Source organism: Arthrobacter sp. P1_D4, assembly GCF_056406115.1.
Genome location: NZ_JBFUAU010000009.1, coordinates 242,709 through 263,282, shown reverse-complemented (window position 1 = coordinate 263,282; position 20,574 = coordinate 242,709). Strand labels below are relative to the sequence as shown.

Genomic DNA, 20,574 nt, shown 5'->3' with positions numbered 1-20,574 from the left:
GGATGGGGGCGGTGCTGGACAGGTACGACCCTGAGGGCGGGGCATGTCCCGCGCACCAACCCAGGGCCGGACATAATGCCATTGCGCCCACTCGAGCGATCGAAAAATGGGCATGTCCCGTGGGGAGCCGGGCAGGGCGGCCCGGTCCTGGCCCGTCGTCACCGGTCCTGGCCGCTCGGCCTCCTGTAGCGCCGGCACCAGGCGAGCATGGCCACGGTGATGCCTGCGATGCCGAAGACCCAGATATTGCCCGCGGCGTCGCCGATGACCAGGCGCTTGCCCGCTTCCAGGGTGGACCACCAGCCAATCAGCGCGTAGCAGAGGACTCCGCAAGCCGCCGTCGGAGTGACAGAACGGAATGCCGCCCCCAGCCACAGCTGGACCGAGCCCAGCAGCACGAGCGCAGCGACGGCGCCCCACGGGACGTCCACTCCGCCCAGGACCAGATCGTGGCGGTGCAGGGCGGTGCCGGCCAGGGCAACAAAAAGAGCTGCCGGCACGGCGGCGGCAATGCCGCCTGCCGTACCGGCAGCTCTCTTAATCACGTTGTGGCTGAAGCCCGGAGACCGGGATCAGACCTTGGCGCGGGCGCGGTTGGCCTTGGCACGCTCGTTGGTGTCCAGGATGACCTTGCGGATGCGGATTGAATCCGGGGTAACCTCAACGCACTCGTCTTCGCGGGCAAATTCGAGGGACTCTTCGAGGGTCAGGTCGCGCGGGGGCGTCAGGTTCTCGAAGGTGTCCGAGGAAGCTGCACGCATGTTGGTGAGCTTCTTTTCCTTCGTGATGTTCACGTCCATGTCGTCGGCGCGGGAGTTCTCGCCCACGATCATGCCCTCGTACACCTCGGAGGTGGGCTTGACGAAGAAGGATCCGCGTTCCTGCAGGTTGATCATGGCGAACGGGGTCACAACACCGGCGCGGTCGGCGATCATCGAACCGTTGGTGCGGTATTCGATGGGGCCGGCCCACGGCTCGTAGCCTTCAGATATGGAGGCGGCGATGCCGGCGCCGCGGGTGTCCGTGAGGAACTTGGTGCGGAACCCGATCAGGCCGCGGGCCGGAACGATGAACTCCATGCGGCACCAGCCGGTGCCGTGGTTGGCCATGTTGGTCATGCGGCCCTTGCGGGCGGCCATCAGCTGGGTGACGGCGCCGAGGTACTCTTCGGGCACGTCGATGGTCATGTGTTCCATCGGCTCGTGGACCTTGCCGTCGACGGTCTTGGTAACCACCTGCGGCTTGCCGACGGTCAGCTCAAAGCCTTCGCGGCGCATCTGCTCGACCAGGATGGCCAGTGCAAGCTCGCCACGGCCCTGGACTTCCCAGGCGTCGGGACGCTCGGTGGGGAGAACCTTGATGGAGACGTTACCGATCAGTTCCTTGTCGAGGCGGTCCTTGACCTGGCGGGCCGTGACCTTGGCGCCCTTGACCTTGCCGGCCAGCGGCGAGGTGTTGATACCGATGGTCATGGAGATGGCCGGGTCGTCAACAGTGATCAGCGGCAGCGGCTGCGGGTTCTCGGCGTCGGTCAGGGTCTCACCGATGGTGATCTCCTCGATGCCGGCGACGGCGACGATCTCGCCCGGGCCAGCGGACTCAGCGGGGACGCGGTCCAGGGCCTTGGTCGCGAGAAGTTCGGTGATCTTGACGTTCTTGAGCTCGCCATTGGCGCGTGCCCAGGCCACGGTCTGGCCCTTGCGCAGGGTGCCGTTGTAGATGCGCAGCAGCGCCAGGCGGCCCAGGAACGGTGAGGCGTCCAGGTTGGTGACGTGTGCCTGCAGGACACCGTTCGGGTTGTAGGTCGGGGCCGGGATGTGCTCGATGATGGCCCGGAAGAGCGGCTCGAGGTCTTCGTTTTCCGGGGCGCTGCCGTCGGCGGGCTGCTCGAGGGAGGCGCGGCCGACCTTAGCGGCGGCGTAAACAACCGGCACGTTCAGGATCTTGTCCAGGTCGAGGTCCGGGACTTCGTCGGCGAGGTCGGAGGCCAGGCCCAGGAGCAGGTCCATGGATTCGTGGACAACTTCTTCGATCCGCGCGTCGGGGCGGTCGGTCTTGTTGACCAGAAGGATCACGGGCAGGTGCGCGGCGAGGGCCTTGCGCAGCACGAAGCGGGTCTGGGGCAGCGGGCCCTCAGAGGCATCGACGAGGAGGACGACGCCGTCGACCATGGACAGGCCGCGCTCGACCTCGCCACCGAAGTCGGCGTGGCCGGGGGTGTCGATGACGTTGATGGTGATGGTTTCGCCGTTGGAGGACGGTCCGTTGTAGGCCACCGTGGTGTTCTTGGCCAGGATGGTGATGCCCTTTTCGCGCTCCAGGTCACCGGAGTCCATGACGCGGTCTTCGAGGTGGTTGTGCTCGGCAAAGGAGTTGGTCTGCTTGAGCATGGCGTCGACCAGCGTGGTCTTGCCGTGGTCAACGTGGGCCACGATCGCGACGTTGCGCAGGTCACTGCGCGATGCAGTGGCTACCGCGGTGTTGGTGGTGGTTTCAGACATGCGTTATTGCTCGATTCAGTGGTGAAGTCAGCTGTGGTATCGCGACATTTCCAACCGGAACGCACGACAGATAAGTCCCTTTGGCACAGGGCACCTACTACCATTCTAAACGCTAGGTCATTTATTGGCCTAAAATGCGGATCGGCGACCAGCGTCCGCGCTGTCGCCAGAGCAGGACGGGCGCACGGAAGTGGTCTATTACGTGTGAGTAAAGTCACTGGATTTTCCAGCGCCCATGCACCATCATTGCTCTGATAGCAGCAAGCAAGCCCGGAGACATTCATGCGAAACGCCTCGGCCCTGTCCCGCTTCGTCGCAATGATGATCGCCACCGGCGTCGTTCTTGGCGGCTGCGGACAGACCTCTTATTCACCTGCCCCCGACGCGGGCTCTTCCGACGCGGGATCATCAGAGGCGGGAGCTGTGGGCACGCCGCTGACCGGCGGCGGGGCCGGAGCGGCCGTCGGCGCGGGAGTGCCGGTCGCGGCCGGGTCCGCGGCGAAGACGCGCATCGGGTCCGCCATCGACCCCGCCGCCCTGCCGAGCGGCTCGACCTACCGCAATCCTGCCAACGGCCGCAACGAGATCATCGTCAAGGACACCAGCAATGTCGCCGTGCTGATTGGCGACTCGCAATCGGAACCTTCCTACGGCTGGCCCAGGCAAGGTCTGGCCGCTGCTGGGTACAAAGTCTTCTTCTGTGGCCGGGGCGGCACCGGTTTCGTGGCGTCCAACGGCAGGACCGGCAACTACATCGACGCGCTTCAGCGCGGCGACTGGAAACTCCCGTACGGCACTCCTCCCCTCGTGGTGATCGAAGGCGGCGGGAACGATGCCGCACGCGGCGCCTCCGACGCGCAGATCGTCTCCAACGCGGAACGGCTGATCGCCAGCATCCAGCAGCGTTACCCCGCGGCCCGGATACTCATGGTCGGCACACTCGGGCGCGGCGCCCACTACGGCGGAGGACGCCGGAGCGAGGTGGACGCGCTTCTGGGGCGGGTGGCGGACCAGCACGGGCTGCCGTTCGTCAGCGCAGGCGACTGGCTCACCCGGTACAACCTGACGGGCTCGATGGCGGACCGGGTCCACCTGAACCGGCAGGGCCACGCGGCCCTGGGCGCCGTTTTCGGCCAGCGGCTGCAGTCACTGGGGTTTGACTACGCTGACCCCGCCATGCTCGCCGGTTTGTCCCACTAACGCAGGTTTGTCCCACCGGCGCACGTCCCACCGGCGCAGGCACCGCCAGCGCAGGACGGCCACAGCACAACAAAGGAGCCGGTGTCCGCCTCGAGGGGAGGACACCGGCTCCTGTACTGCCAGCTGCCAAGCGCTGCTGGCGGCGGGCTTATTCAAGCCCTCAGGAAGCGGCCGCTCAGGCCACGTCCATTTCCGGCGGCAGCATGAGGCCGGCGCCGGGGATGGCGTTGAGCAGCGCCCGGGTGTAGTCCTGCTGCGGCGACTCGAAGACGTCGTCCGTCGAGCCCGTTTCCACCAGCTTGCCCTTCTCCATGACGCACACGCGGTCAGCGATCTGCCGGACCACCGCGAGGTCGTGGGTGATGAACAGGTAGGTCAGGCCGAGCCGGGTCTGCAGTTCGGCGAGCAAGTTCAGCACCTGCGCCTGTACCAGCACATCCAGTGCCGAGACGGCCTCGTCGCAGATGATCACTTCGGGGTCCAGCGCCAGGGCGCGGGCGATCGCGACCCGCTGGCGCTGGCCGCCGGAGAGCTCGTTGGGGTACCGCTGCATGGTGGACTGCGGCAGCGCCACCTGGTCCAGCAGCTCCCGGACCTTCTTCTCGCGGCTGGCCTTGTCCCCGATCTTGTGGGTCCGCAGCGGTTCCTCGATGGTCCGGAAGATGTTGTACATCGGGTCCAGGGAACCGTACGGGTCCTGGAAGATCGGCTGTACCCGGCGCCTGAAGGCGAAGAGCTCCTTGCTGTTCAGCGTGGAGGTGTCCACGCCGTCGAAGATGATCTTGCCGGAGGTCGGCGTCAGGAGGTTCAGGACCATCTGCGCCACCGTGGACTTGCCGGAACCCGACTCCCCCACGATCGCCGTCGTGGTTCCCCGCTTGACGTTGAAGGAGATGTCGTCGACGGCGGTGAAGTCCGTGGACTTGCCCAGGCCAGAACGCAGCTTGAAGACCTTCCTGAGGTTCTGGATCTGCAGGACGTCGTCGGACTTGGCCGGCTCAACCACGCCGGTCTCGCTCGGGGCGAGCATGTCGTCGGTTTCCACGCCGAGTTCCTTGGCCGCCTGGATGCGCCGGGACGCCAGCGACGGCGCCGAGGCAACCAGCCGCTGGGTGTACGGATGCTGCGGGTTCTGCAGCAGCTCCAGCGAGGGCCCGGACTCGACAACCTGGCCGCGGTACATGACCACCACCTGGTCGGCACGCTCGGCGGCGAGGCCGAGGTCGTGCGTGATCAGCAGCACCGCGGTGCCCAGCTCCGTGGTCATCTTGTCCAGGTGATCGAGGATCTGGCGCTGCACGGTCACGTCGAGCGCCGAGGTCGGCTCGTCCGCGATGAGCAGGCGCGGCTGGCAGGCGAGCCCGATCGCGATCAGCGCGCGCTGGCGCATGCCGCCGGAGAACTCGTGGGGGTACTGCTTGGCGCGGCTGCCGGCGTCGGGCAGCCCTGCCTGGGACAGGACCTTGGCGACGTCGTCGGGGCCGCTCGGGAGTCCGTTGGCCTTCAGCGTCTCGCGGACCTGGTCGCCGATCTTCCACACCGGGTTGAGGTTGGACATCGGGTCCTGCGGGACCATTCCGATGCTGTTGCCGCGCAGTTCGATCATCCGCTTTTCGCTGGCGTTGGAGATGTCCTCGCCATCGAACAGGATCTGGCCTGCCGCGACCCGCCCGTTGCCCGGGAGCAGGCCGATAGCAGCCAGCGCGGTGGTGGACTTGCCGGAGCCCGACTCGCCCACAATCGCGACGGTTTCGCCCGGCATGACGGTGAGATGGGCGTTGCGGACGGCGTTGACCTCGCCGTTGCTGGTGGTGAACCCGATGGCCAGGTCCTTGATTTCAAGCAGCGGGCGCTCAGTGGCGTACTCAGCTTCCTGGAAGTCAACAGAGGCGCTCATGGTGTCCCCTTTCATCGCTTGCGGGCTTTGGGATCGAGGGCATCACGCAGGGCGTCGCCCAGCATGATGAAGCTCAGGACGGTGATGGACAGCGCGATGGCCGGGTAGAGCAGCGGCATCGGGTTGGAGCGGAGCGAGGCCTGAGCCGCCTGGATGTCGTTGCCCCAGGACATGACGCTGGGCGGCAGCCCGATGCCCAGGAAGGACAGCGTCGATTCGGCCACGATGAACGTGCCCAGGGAGATGGTGGCCACGACGATGATCGGGGCCAGCGAGTTCGGCATCACGTGACGCATGAGGGCGCCGAACTTCGAGACGCCCAGCGACCGGGCGGCCGTGACGAAGTCGGCGTTCCGGACCTCGATGACGGCGCCGCGGGTAATGCGGGCAATCTGCGGCCAGCCGAAGATGACCAGGATGAGCACTAGGGTCCACACGGTCTTGTTCGTACGGAACATCGGCAGCTGCATCATCACGATCGCGCCCAGGATCAGGGGCAGGGCGAAGAAGATGTCATTGATGCGGGCCAGGACCGAGTCGATCCAGCCGCCGTAATAGCCGGCGACGGCACCCAGGATGCCGCCGATCAGCAGCACTCCGATGGTGGTGAAGAGGCCCACCGTCACCGAGGACCGCGTACCGAAGATGACACGGGCGTAGACGTCGCAGCCCTGCTGGGTGAAGCCCAGCGGGTGGCCCGCGGCGGGGCCCGCGTCGGAGTTGGCCAACTGGCAGGCCTCCGACGTGGGGTCGATCTGCGAGAACATTCCCGGGAAGACGGAGACCGCGACGACCACCAGGATCAGGAACGCGGAGATGAGGAAGAGCGGCTGCTTGCGCAGGTTCTTCCAGGCCTCGCCCCACAGGCTCAGCGGTGCGGCTTCGTCCTTGACCCGGTCCGTTACCTGGAGCGGGGTCTCGGAGACATCGGCCACGAAGTGCTCGGTCCGGCGGGCCGGGCGGCGGGAATCGGCGTGCCGTGCGGTGGTGGTGTAATCAGGAGTCATAACGGATCCTCGGGTCAAGCCAGCCGTAAAGCAGGTCAACGAGCAGGTTGGACAGGCAGTAGATCAGCACCAGGACGGTGACGATCGAGACCACCGTGGGCCCTTCCCCGGACAGCACGGCCCGGTAGAGCCGGTTGCCTACGCCCGGGACGTTGAAGATGCCCTCAGTGACGATTGCGCCGCCCATCAAGGCACCGAGGTCGGCGCCCAGGAACGTAATGACGGGAATCAGGGAGTTGCGCAGGATGTGCACGCGGACCACCTGGAACCGGGAGAGGCCCTTGGCGGTGGCGGTGCGGACGTAGTCGGCGTTCATGTTTTCGATGACGGACGTGCGGGTCAGGCGCAGGACATAGGCGAACGATCCCAGTCCCAGCACGATCGCCGGCAGGATGAGGTCCGGGATGGTCGCCGCGGAGCTGACGGTCGGCTTGGCCCAGCCGAGCTGGACTCCGATGGTGAACTGCAGCAGGAAGCCCAGGACGAAGATCGGGATGCCGATCACGACCAGGGACGCGACCAGGACCGTGGCGTCAAAGAGCTTGCCCTTGCGCAGGCCGGCGATGAGGCCGAAGACGATGCCGAAAAAGGCCTCGAAGATCAGCGCCATGATGGCCAGCCGCGCCGTGACGGGGAAGACCTCGCCGAGCACAGCGGCGATGGGGCGTCCGGAGAAGTCCTGGCCGAGGTCGAACGTGAAGATGCTCTTGAGGTAAAGCAGGTATTGCATCCAGAACGGCTGGTCCAGGTGGTACTGCATGCGCAGCTTGGCTGCGACCGCCTCGTTCACCGGCTTGTCGCCGAACAGGGCCACGATGGGGTCACCGGGCAGGCTGAAGACCAGGAAATAGACCAGCAGTGTTGCGCCCAGGAAGACGGGAATCAGTTGCAGGAAACGCTTGAGGATGTATGTCGACATCAGCGAGTCACACCCTCGTTGGCAGGCATCCTGTCCAGGGATGCGGCGGAGTTGTTCATCAAAGAACCTTTTCACTATGGATGCAGGCCGGCGCCGGTTTGCTCACGGCGGCAGGGCTGCGAAAAGTTCGCCCGAAAGAGCCGGACATCAAGAAAATAAATGGGGGGAAACACGACGACGGCGGAGGCCCCAGTATGGGCGGCCCCCGCCGTCGTTTTGTTGTTACTTACCGGTTACGTTGTAGTACAGCGGGACGCCGTCCCAGCCGTAGTCGACGTTGGTGACCTTGTCGCTCCAGCCGCCCTGGGCAACCTGGTACCACAGGGGGATGGCCGGCAGGTCCGTCAGGAGGATCTCCTGGGCCTTGTTCATGGCCTTGTTGCCGTCGCTGACCGACGCGGCGTTCAGGCCGTCGGAGATGGCCTTGTCGAACGTCGGGTTGGCGTAGCTGGCGTCGTTGGAGCCGGCACCGGTCTTGTAGATCGGGCCGAGGAAGTTGTACAGCGACGGGTAGTCTGCCTGCCAGCCCGCACGGATGGAGCCGGTGAGGGTCTTGGCGGTGGCGTCGTTGCGGGCTTCCTTGAAGGTGGCGTACGGCTTGCCTTCAACCTTGATGCCGAGCGTGTTCTTGAGCTGGTTGACTACTGCCTCAACCCAGGCCTTGTGTCCGCCCTTGTCGGCGTTGTAGGCAATGGTGAACGTCTTGTTCGCGTCCCACTTCTGGATGGCGTCGGCCTTGGCCCAGGCTTCCTTGGCCTTGTCGGCGTTGAAAGTCAGGTTCTCGGCTCCGGCGATCGAGTCGCTGTAGCCGTCAAGCACGGGGGCCGTGAAGTCCTTGGCAGGCTGGCGTGCGCCGTTGAAGATCACCTTGGTGATCTCTTCGCGGTTGATCGCCATGGAGATCGCCTGGCGGCGGAGCTTGCCGGCCTCGCCGCTCCATTCCGGCAGGTATTCCGGGATGGCGATGGTCTGGCTGCCGGCGTACGGCTTGTTGATGGTGCGGTCGCCGAGGTCAGTCTTGAAGTTCTTCAGCGCGCTGGTCGGGATGGTCTGCAGGATGTCCAGGTTGTTGGACATCAGGTCCTGGTACGCGGAGTCGTCGTTCTGGTAGATCTTGAACGTCACGCCGGCGTTCTTGGCCTTGCGCGGGCCGTTGTAGTCCGGGTTCGGAACGAGCTGGATCTGCACGTTGTGCTGCCAGCCGCCGTCCGCGAGCTTGTACGGGCCGTTGCCGACCGGCTTCTCGCCGAAGCCCTTCGGGTCCTTCAGGGCACCGGAGGGAACCGGAACAAACGCGGTGTAGCCAAGGCGAAGCGGCCAGTCAGATTCCGGCTGCTTCAGTTCGACGGTGAACGTCTGGTCGTCAACGACCTTCAGGCCGGACATGGTTTCAACCGTGGAGCCTTCTGCGCTGGCTTCGTCGTAGCCCTTGATGCTTTCGAAGAAGCCACCGCTGAGCTGGGCGTTCTTGGCTGCGGCGCCGAAGTTCCAGGAATCGACGAAGGACTTGGCCGTGATGGCCTCGCCGTTCGTGAACTTCTGGCCCTTCTTGACCTTGATGGTGAAGTGCTGGCCGTCCTTGCCCTCGATGGACTCGGCGAGTTCGTTGACCGGCTTGCCGCTGGGGTCGTAGCTGACCAGACCCGCGAAGATCATGTCGATGACCTTGCCACCGCCGACTTCGTTGGTGTCGGCGGGCATGAGGGGACGCTGGGGTTCGGAGCCGTCGGCGAGGATCACTTTGCTCGTGTCGCCGCCGGTACTGCCGCTACCGGTTGCGGAGCCGCTGGCACCGCATCCGGTCAGGGCGAGGGCGGCGATAGCCACCATGCCCAGTGCTTTGGAAGTGCGCGAAAAACGCATTCCGCCTCCTATGAGTTGTGGGAGTTCGTGAGGGAAAAACTTATGCTTCCCCGTAAGCAGGCACAGGGGTATCCCCTGTGACGTGGCCTACATATGGAAGTAGCCTAGCCCTAAACCGTCCAGATGTTGGAACTCTGTTGCCAAACCGTGATCCGACAATCTCATGACGACTAACGTCAAGTGGAGGGTATTTCAAGTCACACGCTACTGACTGGTAGTATTCGCCCGCAGTGTGACCTGGGTTACTCGCGCTTAACTGGAATCCGCCGGTTTTCGCCCCCGTTCCAGCCCCCTCCGGGTAAGCCTCAGCTGGCCCCTGACAGCAGCTGCGCGCGCAGTTCGCGCCGCTCGCGCTGCTTGTCCGGATCCGGCAGCGGAACCGCCGCCAAAAGCCGCTGGGTGTAGGGCTCCTGGGGATTGCGGAGGATCTGGTCGCGGGTCCCCTGCTCCACGATCCTGCCGCGCTGCATGACACAGATCCGGTCCGCGAGCACGTCCACCACCGCGAGGTCATGGGTGACGAAGAGGCACGCGAACCCCAGTTCCTTCTGCAGGTTCTGGAACAGATCGAGCACCTTGGCCTGGACTGAGACGTCGAGGGCGGAAGTGGGCTCGTCGGCGACCATCAGCTTGGGCTTGAGCGAGAGGGCACGGGCAATCCCCACGCGCTGCTTTTGCCCGCCGGAGAGCTCGTGCGGGTAGCGGTTGCGGTAATCGCGCGGCAGCTCGACCTGGTCCAGCAGCGCCTCAATCCGCCGCTGCAGGTCGGCGCCCTTTGCGGCCCGTGCCAGGAACATCGGCTCCCCGATGCTTTCCCCGATGGGCAGCCGGGGGTTCAGGGACGACGACGGATCCTGGAACACCATGCCGACATGCCGGCGCATCTCGTGGAGCTGGCGGCCGTTCCTCTTGGCGGCGGAAATGTCCTGCCCGACTACCCGCATGGTGCCTGCCGCCACCGGCAGCAGGCCGACGGCGGCCCGGCCGATGGTGGTCTTTCCGGAGCCCGACTCGCCGACGAGACCGACCACCTGTCCGGGATAGATGACCAGGTTGGCCCCTTCCACGGCACGGAACGCCGGCACCCGGCCCTGCTTCGGGTACTCGATGGCGACATCGGTGAGCTCCAGGACCGGCTCGCCCTTCGGCTTGGCCGCCTCGGCCGCGGCGAGGGCGGCGGCGTTTTCGCGCTCGCGCCGGATCAGCTCGTCTTCAGGAATGGAGAGGATCTCGACGTGGGTCGCGGCGGCGAGGGCGGCGGTGACGTCCACGTCCGCCGTGGAATCCGCGCCGCCCTGGCCCAGATGCGGGACCGCAGCCAGCAGCGCCTTGGTGTACTCGTGCTGCGGGTTGTGGAAGATCTGCGCTGCCGTGCCCGTCTCCACGATCAGGCCCTTGCGCATGACGGCGATCCGGTCGGCGAGGTCGGCCACCACTCCCATGTCGTGGGTGATGAGGACAATGGCACTGTCCAGTTTGTTCCGCAGGTTGCGCATGAGGTCAAGGATTTCGGCCTGGACGGTCACGTCGAGGGCCGTGGTCGGCTCATCGGCAATGAGCAGCTTCGGGTCGCAGGAGAGCGACTGAGCGATCATGGCGCGCTGGCGCTGGCCGCCGGAAAGCTGGTGCGGGTAAGACCGGAAGGCTTTCTCCGGATCGGGCAGTTCGACAAGTTCCAGCATGCGCAGGGCACGGAGCCGGGCTTCTTCCGGGGAAACCTCGTTGTGCAGACGCACAGTTTCTACAATCTGCGACCCCACTGTGTACACCGGGTTCAGGGCCGTCATCGGCTCCTGGAAGATCACCGCGACGTCCTTGCCGCGCACCGCGCGGATATTGGCCTCATTGCTCCCCAGCAGCTCACGGCCGGCGAGCTTGACACTTCCTGTCACACGGCTGTTACTCGGCAGCAGGCCCAGCAGCGCCATTGAACTGGCGCTCTTTCCGGAGCCGGACTCCCCCACGATGGCGAGTACTTCGCCGGCCCGGACCTCGTAGTTCAGGCCGATCGCTGCCGGGACCCATTTCTTGTCCACGCCGAAATCCACGCTGAGATCCCGGACCTCCAGGACAGTTTCGCCTTTGCCAGGCACAGGTGACGCCGGCGGATCGAGGGTGATGAAGTCAGTCATGATGGGCTATCCTTCCGCCCGGGCCGCCGGTGCACCGGGGATTAGTGCTGCGGCTCGGAATACTGAATTATTGGGGGCATGAGCTCTACGCCGCACGCCGGAAATGTTGAAGTCTTCAAAGCACGAACCAACAAGTGGTTCGCGTTGCTGTCCTGGGCGGTGGCCGCGTTCGGTGTCGTGGTCACGGTCGTCATGGCGGGTCCGGGGGCGCTGGGCGGCATCGCCCCGCTGGCTTTCATTGCCTTCATGGGCTGGCAACTGTTCTGGATGCCGTCCGTTGTAGTCCACGATGCCGGCGTCACCCTGGAGAATCCGTTCCGCTCGATTGAGGTGCCGTGGGCAGCGCTGGTGCACGTCGATACCCGTTTTGCACTGACGCTGGTCACCGCCCGGAAGAGCTACACCTCCTGGGCCGCGCCCGCCCCCGGTATCTGGGGCGGCCGCCATGCCCGCCCGGAGGACCTCCACGGCCTGCCGGCAACCACCTACGGTCCCGGCAAGTCGGTCCGTCCGGGAGATCTGAAGACCACGGATTCCGGCCAGGCTGCCATGATGGTGCGGGCCCGGTGGCATGACCTCGTGGAAGGCGGGCAGCTCGCCGCAGGCGACGCCGCCAGCACCGCGGCAACGGTGACCGTCCGCTGGGTGGCGATTGGCGCCGTCGTACTGCTCCTGGCGGCAAGCTACCTGGCGATTACCGCCGGTTAGAGCGGTCCTGCAGGGGGCCGGCATCTACTGGCCCCGTGTTCCGTCAGCCGGCCCGTCGTTGCGGGGATCCTCAGGCGCCGGGGCGCCAAGTCCGGTGACGGTACCTGCCTGCACCGCGGCGCCCCCATGATCGGCCGCCTTCTTGGCATTGAACTTCTTCTGCCGCGGGTCAAAGGCGTCCCTCAGGCCGTCGCCGATGAAGTTGATGCTGAGGCAGATGAGCACGATGAACATGCCCGGGAACCAGAAGAGCCAGGGCCGTGTGGCGAAGGCCTGCTGGTTCTGGGAGATGAGCAGGCCCAGTGACGTGTCCGGGGCCTTGACGCCGACGCCGAGGTAGCTCAGCGCCGTCTCGGTGAGGATCGCGGCGGACATGGTCAGGGTCACGTTGACGATCAGCACGCCGACGGCGTTGGGCAGGATGTGCTTGAAGATGATCCTGGCGTTGCTGGCGCCGGAAATCCGGGCCGCATCCACGAACTCGCGTTCGCGCAGGGACAGGAATTCGCCGCGCATCAGGCGGGCCAAGGCGACCCAGCTGATCAGGCCCAGGAAGATCCCGAGGGCCAGGACGCCGTTGGTGCTGGCGAAGGAGGCGAACCAGCTTCCCTGGTCCCGGCGGCCGGCGAGGGCGGCCATGACGGCGGCCAGCAGCAGCGCGGGAATGATGATGATGACGTCGGTCAGGCGCATCAGGATGGCTTCGGACCAGCCGCGGAAGTAGCCGGAGATGGCACCGACCACGACGCCGATCAGGCCGGCGATGAGGCCGATCACGATCATGATGGTGATGGACTGCTGCGCGCCGCGCATGGTCATGGCGAAGAGGTCGCGGCCGATCCGGTCCTGGCCGAACGGATGTTCGCCCCAGGCCAGCGGCCACAGCGAGGAGGTGGGTGCGCCGCCGTTGACCAGTGGCGAGACTTGCGTGTGGTTGTACTTCCACCAGCCGGGGATTCCCAGGTAGCCCACCGAGGTGAAGGCCAGAACGAAAATGAAGGCGAACACCACGAGGCCGATAATGGCGCCGGAGTGTCCGAGGAAACGCTTCCGGACGATCTGGCCCTGGCTGAGGCCCTTGGCCTCAAGGACCGGCTCAACGCCGGCCGCGGCTGATATCCGCGAGGCTTCGTCTTCGGCCATGATTACTTCCTGCTGACTTGGCTGGCTCATGCTTTTACCCTTACGCGCGGATCCAGTGCGGAGTAGGCGAGGTCCGCGATGAGGTTGAAGACCATGGCCGTGATGGCCACGCAGATGAAGACGCCCATGACCGGGTTGGGATCGGTGTGCGCGATCCCGTCCAGGAACAGGAAGCCCATGCCGCGGACCGAGAAGACGGTTTCGGTGATGACGGCACCGCCGATCAGCGCCCCAATGTCGAAGGCCACGATCGTGGCGATCGGGATCAGGGCGTTGCGGAAGGCGTGGCGCATGATGACGGTCCGCTCGCTCAGGCCTTTGGCCCGGGCCGTTCGGATGTAGTCCATGTTCATGATTTCGAGCATCGAAGCCCGGGTGAAGCGGGTGTAGCTGGCCAGTGAAATGAGGATCAGGGCCAGGGTGGGCAGGATCAGGTGGGTAAAGGAGTCAAGGCTCAGGACCCAGAAGTCGCCCTGGATGTTCGGCGTGCTGGCACCGATGGTGGCGATCGGCCGGCCGCGCACACGGCTGTTGTTGAAGTAGCTGGGCCACGCCTGCATGTACCGGTCCAGCAGGATCAGGAATCCGACCAGGAACGAGGTGATGGCTGCCGCCCGCATGGACTGCCCACGGTCGTAGCCGCCCACCAGGTAGCCGATGCCCATGCCGATCAGGACGAAGGCGACCGCCAGGAGCACGATCATCAGGAATGTGGCCTCGTTGAGCAGCGGCTGAAGGAGGAAGTAGAACACGACTCCAACGCCGACGGCGATGAGGGCCGACTGCAGGGCCTTGCGGTTTTTCAGCCCGGCGGAGAGCAGGGTCACGGCGAACGCGATGCCGACACCGGCGATGGCGATGACCACGGGGCCCAGGCCCGGGGTCTTGAACCATTCGGTGGCGGAGAAGTAAATGAGCACCGCGGTGACGAAGCCGAAGGCGACGGCGCCGGCCAGCAGCCGGCGCCGCATGGTCCCGCCCGCCGCGACGGCTGTCACCGCGCCGACGACGACGCCAATCCCGAGGGCCGCGGGCAGCGGCACGTCGGGGTTCCGCAGGAAGTCGTTGAAGCCGATGGCGCCGAATTCCTTGAGCAGGACGGCGACCCAGAAGATCGGCAGGGAGAAGAACAGGAAGGCCATGAACGTCACGCCGTAATCCAAGGTGCTGTACTGCCGCAGGGCGGTGACGATGCCCAGGGTGATGCCGATCAGGATGGCGAGCACCGTTGCCGCGGTGACGAGGGTCAGGGTCTGGACGAGCGCGAAGCCGAGGGCCTCGGTGATGGGCTGACCGGCGATGTTCTTCCCGAGGTCACAGGAGTTGGCGAACGGAACGAGGCACTGGACAGCGCCGCCGAACCATTTGAAGTACCGCAGCGGGGCCGGGGTGTCCAGCTGCAGGAGCTCGGTCCTCGCGTCCATGAGCTGCTGCTTCTGGGGCGTGGGGTTGGCGCGGAATTCCTCGAGGGGATCGCCGGACGCCGCTGTCAGGAGATATACGAGGTAGGACGCACCGAGAAGGATGAGGGCGGCAGTCACGAGCCGCCGGAAGATGTAGGTCACCATTGGAATAGAACCTCGGAATTCGGGCCCAGGGATTGCCCGGACCGGTCGCGGAGTTTGGCCGGTTCCCGCCGATGTGGCGGGACCACGGCATCGTCAGGGATGTCGCCAGAAAGGCGCCGGGACCGAAGAAGCTGTGGTCCCGACGCCTTTCCAGCAGTGTTACTTGGGGTCGCGGGCTACTTCTGCGCCCATTCCCAGAAGTTCCACCAAACGCCGGTCTGGTTCGGCATGTACTTCACACCGGTGATGCGGTCGCTGTACGCGTCCACGCCAACCGACTGGAACAGCGGCAGGCCGTAGGCCGAATCCCAGATCATCTTGTCGATCTGCGCAACGAGGCCGTCCTGCTTGCTCTTGTCGGTGGTGACAATCAGTTCGTCCATCAGCTTGTCGGCTGCGGGGTCGCTGAACTTGTTGAAGTTGGAGTCGTTGCCGGACTTGAAGATCTGCGGAACGCCGGAGACGCCGACACCCGAGTTGCTCCAGCCAAAGATGGTGGCATCGTAGCTGCCGTCACCGAGGGCCTTGCCCCAGTCAGACTTGCCGAGGCCGCCGTCGACGATCTTGAAGCCGGCCTTGGTGGCGGACTCGCTGATCAGGGAGAAAGCGTCAACACGGTTGGGGTTGTCCTTGTTGTACATGATGCGAACTTCGGGGGTGGCGCCGTTGAGGAGCTTCTTGGCACCCTCGATGTCCACACCCTGGTAGGAGGAGGAACCGTTGTTCTTGGCCGAGTCGGCGTACGGGGCCTGGTCCGGAACGAAGAGCTGGGAGTCAAGCGGTGCAGCCTTCGGATCCAGCTTCTTGACGATCTTGTCGACGATGTCCGTACGCGGGACGGCCTTCATGAACGCCTCGCGGACGTTCTTGTCGGCAAACGGGCCCGAGTAGTTCAGGTCGATGTGGTCGTACGCGAGCTGGTTGCCGACGTCGACCGTCACGCCCTGACTTTCGAGTGCCTTGAGCTGCTCCACGGTGTCCGCGGATGCCTGCGGGGCGATGATGTCGGCCTCGCCGTTCTTGAGAGCCTGGACCTGGGCGGGTGCCTCACCGATGTAGCGGACGGTGATTTCGTCCAGATTGGCTTCCGGTCCCCAGTTGTAGTCCTTGTTCTTGACCATGGTCAGGGACTGGTCCTGGTTGATGGTCTTGACGAGGAACGGGCCATTGGAGAGGTACAGGCTCGGATCAGCCGGCAGGGTCTTCGTGTCAAAGCCCGTGTTCCACATGTCCGCCATAGCCTTGAGCTGGGCGTTCGCCGGCTTGGGGGCCTTGGAATCGCCGCGGGGCATGCCCTTCAACAGGTCAATGAACGCCTTGGTGTCCGCCAGGCCTGCCTTCTTGGCCAGGACGTGGGCGGGGATGTCGATGCCGGGGCCGCCGATGGCGATTTCCCAGTCCGCGAAGGGCTTGGAGTACTTCAGCGTCATGCTGCGGCCGTCGTCACCGAGTTCCGGGAAGTCGGTGAGGGCGATACCGGTGGGGTCACCGGCGTAGGAGAAGTAGGACGTTCCTGTCTTACCTTCCGCGTCGGCGTCGTTGTAGTAACCGGAGAAGGCGGCCCACTGCAGCACAAGGTCGGCCGCGGTAACAGGAGTGCCGTCGGACCACTTCACGCCGTCGTTGATGGTGTACTTCACCGTCAGCGGATCGTCAGAGACCTTTTCCATCTTGCCGAACTTCTCATTGCGGACAACGTTGAGCTTGTTGTCGATGTAGAAGAAGCCCGAGTGCGTGGCGTAGCTGACCTTTGAGTTGATGTCAGTGTTTCCATCGGCCGTGTTCGGGTTGAACGTGTTAAACGCGTTGACCTCTACTACGGTTGCCGATCCGCCTTGCTTGCTTGCTGCCGCCGCAGTGGTCGGGGTTGTCCCGCCGCTGTTGCCCGCGCAGGCGCTGAGGGCGATGGCAGCTGCTGCCGCCACGCCCACTGCTTTGGAAATACGACCCAAGCGCATTCCGCCTCCTTGTTTCTGTGGTGTGGGTGAGACCGGCGCCGAAGGCGCCAGACAGACGTCCACACTCCCCCAGCGGCAGTGTGGCCCGTCTCACATGGCATGAAGCGTAACCCCAAAGGCCGTTCGGAGCCACCAAAGTTGACTCACCGTAAAGTTCGTTATGGAGCTGCAACATTGGGCAGGTTCCGCAGGCCCAGCTTTCCAACAAAACGTTGACGGCGGCGTAACAAAAGGATAAAAGCGCCGCACACAGGAAAAGCCCCGATCCGAGAATCGGGGCTCCTCCAGTTAATCCTTAATTACTTGGCAGAATTACCGCGCTGCCGGGCGGCGAAGAGCCTCCTTCTCATCAGTTGACCATCGCGACAGGTCGTTGGCTTGAACTTGGGACGGCGGCGGCTCGTGTCCTCACGTCCCTCAGCTGCCATCAGCCGGTTTCGAGGACAAAGAAGATAAAGGACAGGAATGCTGTCTTCTCACCGGTGAGGATGCGCGGCGGAAGGATTTCGTGCGGCGTGTCTGGAGATGGCCCTGGTTCGCTCACGGTGGCTACGCGGTATCCCGCCGACGTGAAGGCGTTGATCATCGCGTGAAGTGGTCGGTGCCAGAAAGTCAGAACCGCAGGCTCGCCATCGAACTCGTAATCCTCCGAGTACTGCCGGATGGCGAAGTAGTCCTCGGCTGGTTGGGTGATCACGCTGACCGTGGGGTGGTTGACCGACAGGATCAGACGACCGCCCGGCTTCAGCACGCGCCGCAGTTCGGCAAGCGGCGCTGACCAGTCCTCCAGGTAGTGCAGGACCAAGGACGAGACAACGTCGTCGAAGGAACCATCCGCGAAAGGGAGCGGCTTGCTGAGGTCGGCCAAGTAGAGATCTGCGGTTGCGCCCAGTCGCTGTCTTGCAAATTCGAGCATCGCAGGACTGGAATCGAAGCCGGTCATGATCGCGCCCTTCGCGCTCAGTGCCGCGGACAGGGGCCCGGAGCCGCACCCTGCATCCAGGACCCGGTGGCCGTCGACGTCGCCGGCGAGGCCAATCATCGCCGGCCGCTCGTAGTAGGCGTTGAGGAGGCTGGACTCGTTTTCCGCCGAGTAGCTCCCGGCAAAACTGTCATAATGGTCGGCTTTCACGGATCCTCGCTCTCGGGTAAACGCTCATGGTCAGTATGGTCGGCCCGATCCTAACAACCTGGCCGTAAAGCCCGTAAGCATCGCCCGTTGATAACAGATTCGGTTTCGTTCGTTGGATCAACGCGGTTGGTCTGTTCTGACGGTCGAAATGATTACCGTGAGCCAGAACGCCTGCGTCGATAGTTTATTGTCGGCGGGTGCAGCAAGACTGAGAACGTGAAGATTGTCCTGATACCGCCTCTGCTCTGCTCTTCTCTTGCGAGAACGTCGGCGACATTGCTGTTCTCGGAACAAGCATGGGAGGGTACGTCGCCCTTGAAGTCATCCGACAAGCGCCAGATCGCGTCACCGCTCTCGCACTCGTAAGCACGTCCGCGCGAGCCGACTCCGCGGAGCAGCTCCAAGCGCGGGCGCGCCAGTCCGTGCGCGTTGAAGGCGGCCATTTCGACGCTGTTGTCGACGCCGCCTTCCCCGGCGTCGTCGCAGCAGACAACGAATCCGACGATGCACTCCTAGCCGCCTGGCGCGCCATGACCAGCCCAGTCGGTGCACAAGCCTTTCTCCGACAGCAGCAGGCAGTCGTGCAGCGCGCCGATCTCCGCTCGATTCTGCCGTCCAGCGCCTGCCCGACTGCGATCATCCACGGAGCCCAGGACCGCCTCATCCCTCTGAACGCTGCCGAAGAAAGGGCAGAAGCGCTGCCCACGTCCCGGTTCACCGTCGTCGAGGGTGCCGGCCACTCCCTGTTCCACGAGCAGCCCGCCGCGCACGGGACGCCGTTAGCTCCTGGCTTGAGTCCGCCTCATAACCAACCGTCCGTGAAGCCCTCACCCGCTCGCAAAAGCGATAGCCGCCAAGAACACGTGTTCTTAGCGGCTATCGCTTTTGGCCTCAAGCAGATCAGAAACTAGACGTTGAAGCGGAACTCCACGACGTTCCGTAACGAATAAACGTCTCCGCCACCAGCGGTGCACGGTCGAGGACCTGTGGATTCAGGCCGCCGTTGGCAACCGCTGGCCCGCGATCTTTCCGCAACCCGCCCGCAGCATAGAACACAAGTCTGCTTTGAACTCCCTGCGCGGCCCTCGTCACACCGCTGCGCAGGTGGTCGGCCAGACGGGTGAACGACTCGGATGTGTTCGGGTGACCCAGCTGGCGCAGCTAGTCCGCGACAACGCCGGCATGCTCAGCGGCGCGGCGATCCTAGCTCGACGGCTTCCTTGGACGGGGCCTGGATGCGTCGGGCCACCACCAGCGATGTCGCGATCGGCGCTCAGCCCTGCGTTGGGCCTCGTCCAGATAGTCCTCGCGCGCCGCATCAAAGACCTCGTGAGGAAGACTCAGCGTTGCACGGCTCAACTGGCGTCCTACCAGCAGATCGCTGATTGCCCCCGGGATCTCCCGCATCCCCCGAGCACCTTTCACGGACCGCCTGAGCTGCACGCCCTGCTCCGTGAGCCGCATCCCCCACGATGAGTCGACCTCAGCAAGGCCGGAACCGACCAGGACCGCTATTGCCGTCTCTACCTGTTCCCGGGAAGGGACGTCGGCCTGCAGCATGTCCCACCCCGGCAGCAGCGCACGGAGCGACGAGGAGCGCCTCCCATCATGCAGCAGGGTCACGAGCGTTGCAGCGTCATCCATGTCTATGCGGTCCACGCCGTTCAGGCTAGCGCACTCCGAGCCGCCACCGCCTCGGGAACAATCACCGTCTCGGAAGAACGTTAAGTTCCCCAACACTTCGGCCGAGGATTCCCGGGAGGTACCGGAGCTGACTCAGACGTTAAAGCGGAACTCCACCACGTTCCGTCGCAGAATAACCTCTTCTCCAAGCGGCGGGGAGCCAGCGGGCAGCTGAGCTTGCTGCCTTAGCTGACTCTCCCTCCAGGGGTGCGGGCCCGCAGGGTCGTCCTGTGTCGGTTGGATGCACGGGCAGACTGGACGATCACGACGGTGGCCGCGGCCACAACTCCTACGAACGCCAGGCCCGCAGCGATTCTCGTCGCCCGCCGGGACATGGTGGCCGGGTTGACAGGCTCGGGGGCACCCGCGGGAGCTTCGATGACGGGCACGTCCCAATCGTTCCCGGAGGGGAAGATTCCGGGCGGAAGGTCTTCCGCCCGAAGGTCGCGGCGGGCCGCGAGGCGGTTCCGGACTTCCTGATTCGGAGCGGGCACGACGGCGTCTGCTGCGATCGCAGTGGGGAAATCAAGGAGGTAGGGCTCACCATAGAACGCTGAAGAGGCGACGGATTCTAACCACGTGGCCGGCGGTTCCGCAACGCCGCGCGCGGCGAAGGCGGACCGCAGGCTTTCTAGGATCTCGGCGAGGCTTTTGCCTTCGGAGTCCTTGCTGGCCTCGAAAATAGCAAGTTGAAGCTGCAGCTTCACATCCGCAGCAGGGTCCTTAACGGTGGGGTCCTGCCAGGTGGGGTCCTGCCCGGTAGGGTCCACGGTGAGTGGCTCAGCATTCACGGCGCCGGCCTTGCTTGGGTCAGTGTTCATGGGCTTCCTTTCATCGTGGTTTCCCGTCCCTGGTCCCGGGTG

General features: G+C 64.7%; 16 protein-coding genes. 3 read left to right on the top strand and 13 right to left on the bottom strand.

What is annotated here, in order from left to right; translation table 11 throughout:
* Positions 1–158: 158 nt before the first annotated feature.
* Together AC1D0A_RS11325 and typA are read right to left on the bottom strand one after the other, a co-directional pair.
* Positions 159–545, bottom strand: a complete 387-nt coding sequence (locus tag AC1D0A_RS11325) for a hypothetical protein (RefSeq protein WP_476944561.1) — start codon at positions 543–545, stop codon at positions 159–161.
* A 27-nt stretch (positions 546–572) separates the two neighbouring features.
* Positions 573–2,501: a translational GTPase TypA gene (typA, locus tag AC1D0A_RS11320; RefSeq protein ID WP_079550304.1), complete on the bottom strand. Its 1,929-nt coding sequence runs from the start codon at positions 2,499–2,501 to the stop codon at positions 573–575.
* Positions 2,502–2,783: 282 nt separating this feature from the next.
* On the opposite strand from typA, the gene AC1D0A_RS11315 reads away from it, so the two are divergent.
* Positions 2,784–3,701: an SGNH/GDSL hydrolase family protein gene (locus AC1D0A_RS11315; RefSeq protein ID WP_476945803.1), complete on the top strand. Its 918-nt coding sequence runs from the start codon at positions 2,784–2,786 to the stop codon at positions 3,699–3,701.
* A 175-nt stretch (positions 3,702–3,876) separates the two neighbouring features.
* Here the strand turns inward: AC1D0A_RS11315 and AC1D0A_RS11310 are convergent, their stop codons facing one another.
* From AC1D0A_RS11310 to AC1D0A_RS11290, 5 genes are all read right to left on the bottom strand, one after another.
* Positions 3,877–5,598, bottom strand: a complete 1,722-nt coding sequence (locus tag AC1D0A_RS11310) for an ABC transporter ATP-binding protein (RefSeq protein ID WP_243180945.1) — start codon at positions 5,596–5,598, stop codon at positions 3,877–3,879.
* 11 nt (positions 5,599–5,609) lie between these two features.
* Positions 5,610–6,605 (bottom strand): ABC transporter permease, encoded by a 996-nt coding sequence (locus AC1D0A_RS11305; RefSeq protein ID WP_028275695.1) that lies wholly within the window; start codon positions 6,603–6,605, stop codon positions 5,610–5,612.
* Positions 6,595–7,524: an ABC transporter permease gene (locus tag AC1D0A_RS11300; protein WP_018773796.1), complete on the bottom strand. Its 930-nt coding sequence runs from the start codon at positions 7,522–7,524 to the stop codon at positions 6,595–6,597. Before AC1D0A_RS11300 ends, AC1D0A_RS11305 begins: the two co-directional genes overlap by 11 nt.
* Before the next feature lie 222 nt (positions 7,525–7,746).
* Complete coding sequence (locus AC1D0A_RS11295) at positions 7,747–9,387, bottom strand: peptide ABC transporter substrate-binding protein (RefSeq protein ID WP_476945802.1); 1,641 nt, start codon at positions 9,385–9,387, stop codon at positions 7,747–7,749.
* Positions 9,388–9,692: 305 nt separating this feature from the next.
* Positions 9,693–11,519 carry an ABC transporter ATP-binding protein gene (locus tag AC1D0A_RS11290; protein ID WP_476945801.1) on the bottom strand — a complete coding sequence of 609 codons (1,827 nt, stop codon included), beginning with the start codon at positions 11,517–11,519 and terminating at the stop codon, positions 9,693–9,695.
* Between the two features lie 78 nt (positions 11,520–11,597).
* Here AC1D0A_RS11290 and AC1D0A_RS11285 point away from each other — a divergent pair, with 78 nt between their 5' ends.
* A complete protein-coding gene (locus AC1D0A_RS11285; RefSeq protein ID WP_028275698.1) occupies positions 11,598–12,227 on the top strand; it encodes a PH domain-containing protein in 630 nt (209 codons plus the stop codon).
* A gap of 24 nt (positions 12,228–12,251) precedes the next feature.
* On the opposite strand, the gene AC1D0A_RS11280 is transcribed toward AC1D0A_RS11285, so the two are convergent.
* From AC1D0A_RS11280 to AC1D0A_RS11265, 4 genes are all read right to left on the bottom strand, one after another.
* Entirely contained in the window at positions 12,252–13,370 is a 1,119-nt protein-coding gene (locus AC1D0A_RS11280; protein WP_243181147.1) for an ABC transporter permease, read from the bottom strand.
* Between the two features lie 26 nt (positions 13,371–13,396).
* Positions 13,397–14,938, bottom strand: coding sequence for an ABC transporter permease (locus tag AC1D0A_RS11275; protein WP_243180952.1), 1,542 nt, complete (start codon positions 14,936–14,938; stop codon positions 13,397–13,399).
* A 176-nt stretch (positions 14,939–15,114) separates the two neighbouring features.
* A complete protein-coding gene (locus AC1D0A_RS11270; protein WP_243180954.1) occupies positions 15,115–16,896 on the bottom strand; it encodes an ABC transporter family substrate-binding protein in 1,782 nt (593 codons plus the stop codon).
* Positions 16,897–17,323: 427 nt separating this feature from the next.
* The gene (locus tag AC1D0A_RS11265) at positions 17,324–18,028 is read right to left on the bottom strand and encodes a class I SAM-dependent methyltransferase (protein ID WP_476945800.1); all 705 of its coding nucleotides are present in this window, start codon (positions 18,026–18,028) and stop codon (positions 17,324–17,326) included.
* Between the two features lie 245 nt (positions 18,029–18,273).
* Here AC1D0A_RS11265 and AC1D0A_RS11260 point away from each other — a divergent pair, with 245 nt between their 5' ends.
* Positions 18,274–18,939 carry an alpha/beta fold hydrolase gene (locus AC1D0A_RS11260; RefSeq protein WP_476945818.1) on the top strand — a complete coding sequence of 222 codons (666 nt, stop codon included), beginning with the start codon at positions 18,274–18,276 and terminating at the stop codon, positions 18,937–18,939.
* Between the two features lie 292 nt (positions 18,940–19,231).
* Here AC1D0A_RS11260 and AC1D0A_RS11255 read toward each other — a convergent pair whose 3' ends face one another.
* Both AC1D0A_RS11255 and AC1D0A_RS11250 read right to left on the bottom strand, forming a co-directional pair.
* Complete coding sequence (locus tag AC1D0A_RS11255) at positions 19,232–19,687, bottom strand: hypothetical protein (RefSeq protein ID WP_476945799.1); 456 nt, start codon at positions 19,685–19,687, stop codon at positions 19,232–19,234.
* A 209-nt stretch (positions 19,688–19,896) separates the two neighbouring features.
* A complete protein-coding gene (locus AC1D0A_RS11250; protein WP_476945798.1) occupies positions 19,897–20,532 on the bottom strand; it encodes a hypothetical protein in 636 nt (211 codons plus the stop codon).
* Positions 20,533–20,574 lie beyond the last annotated feature (42 nt).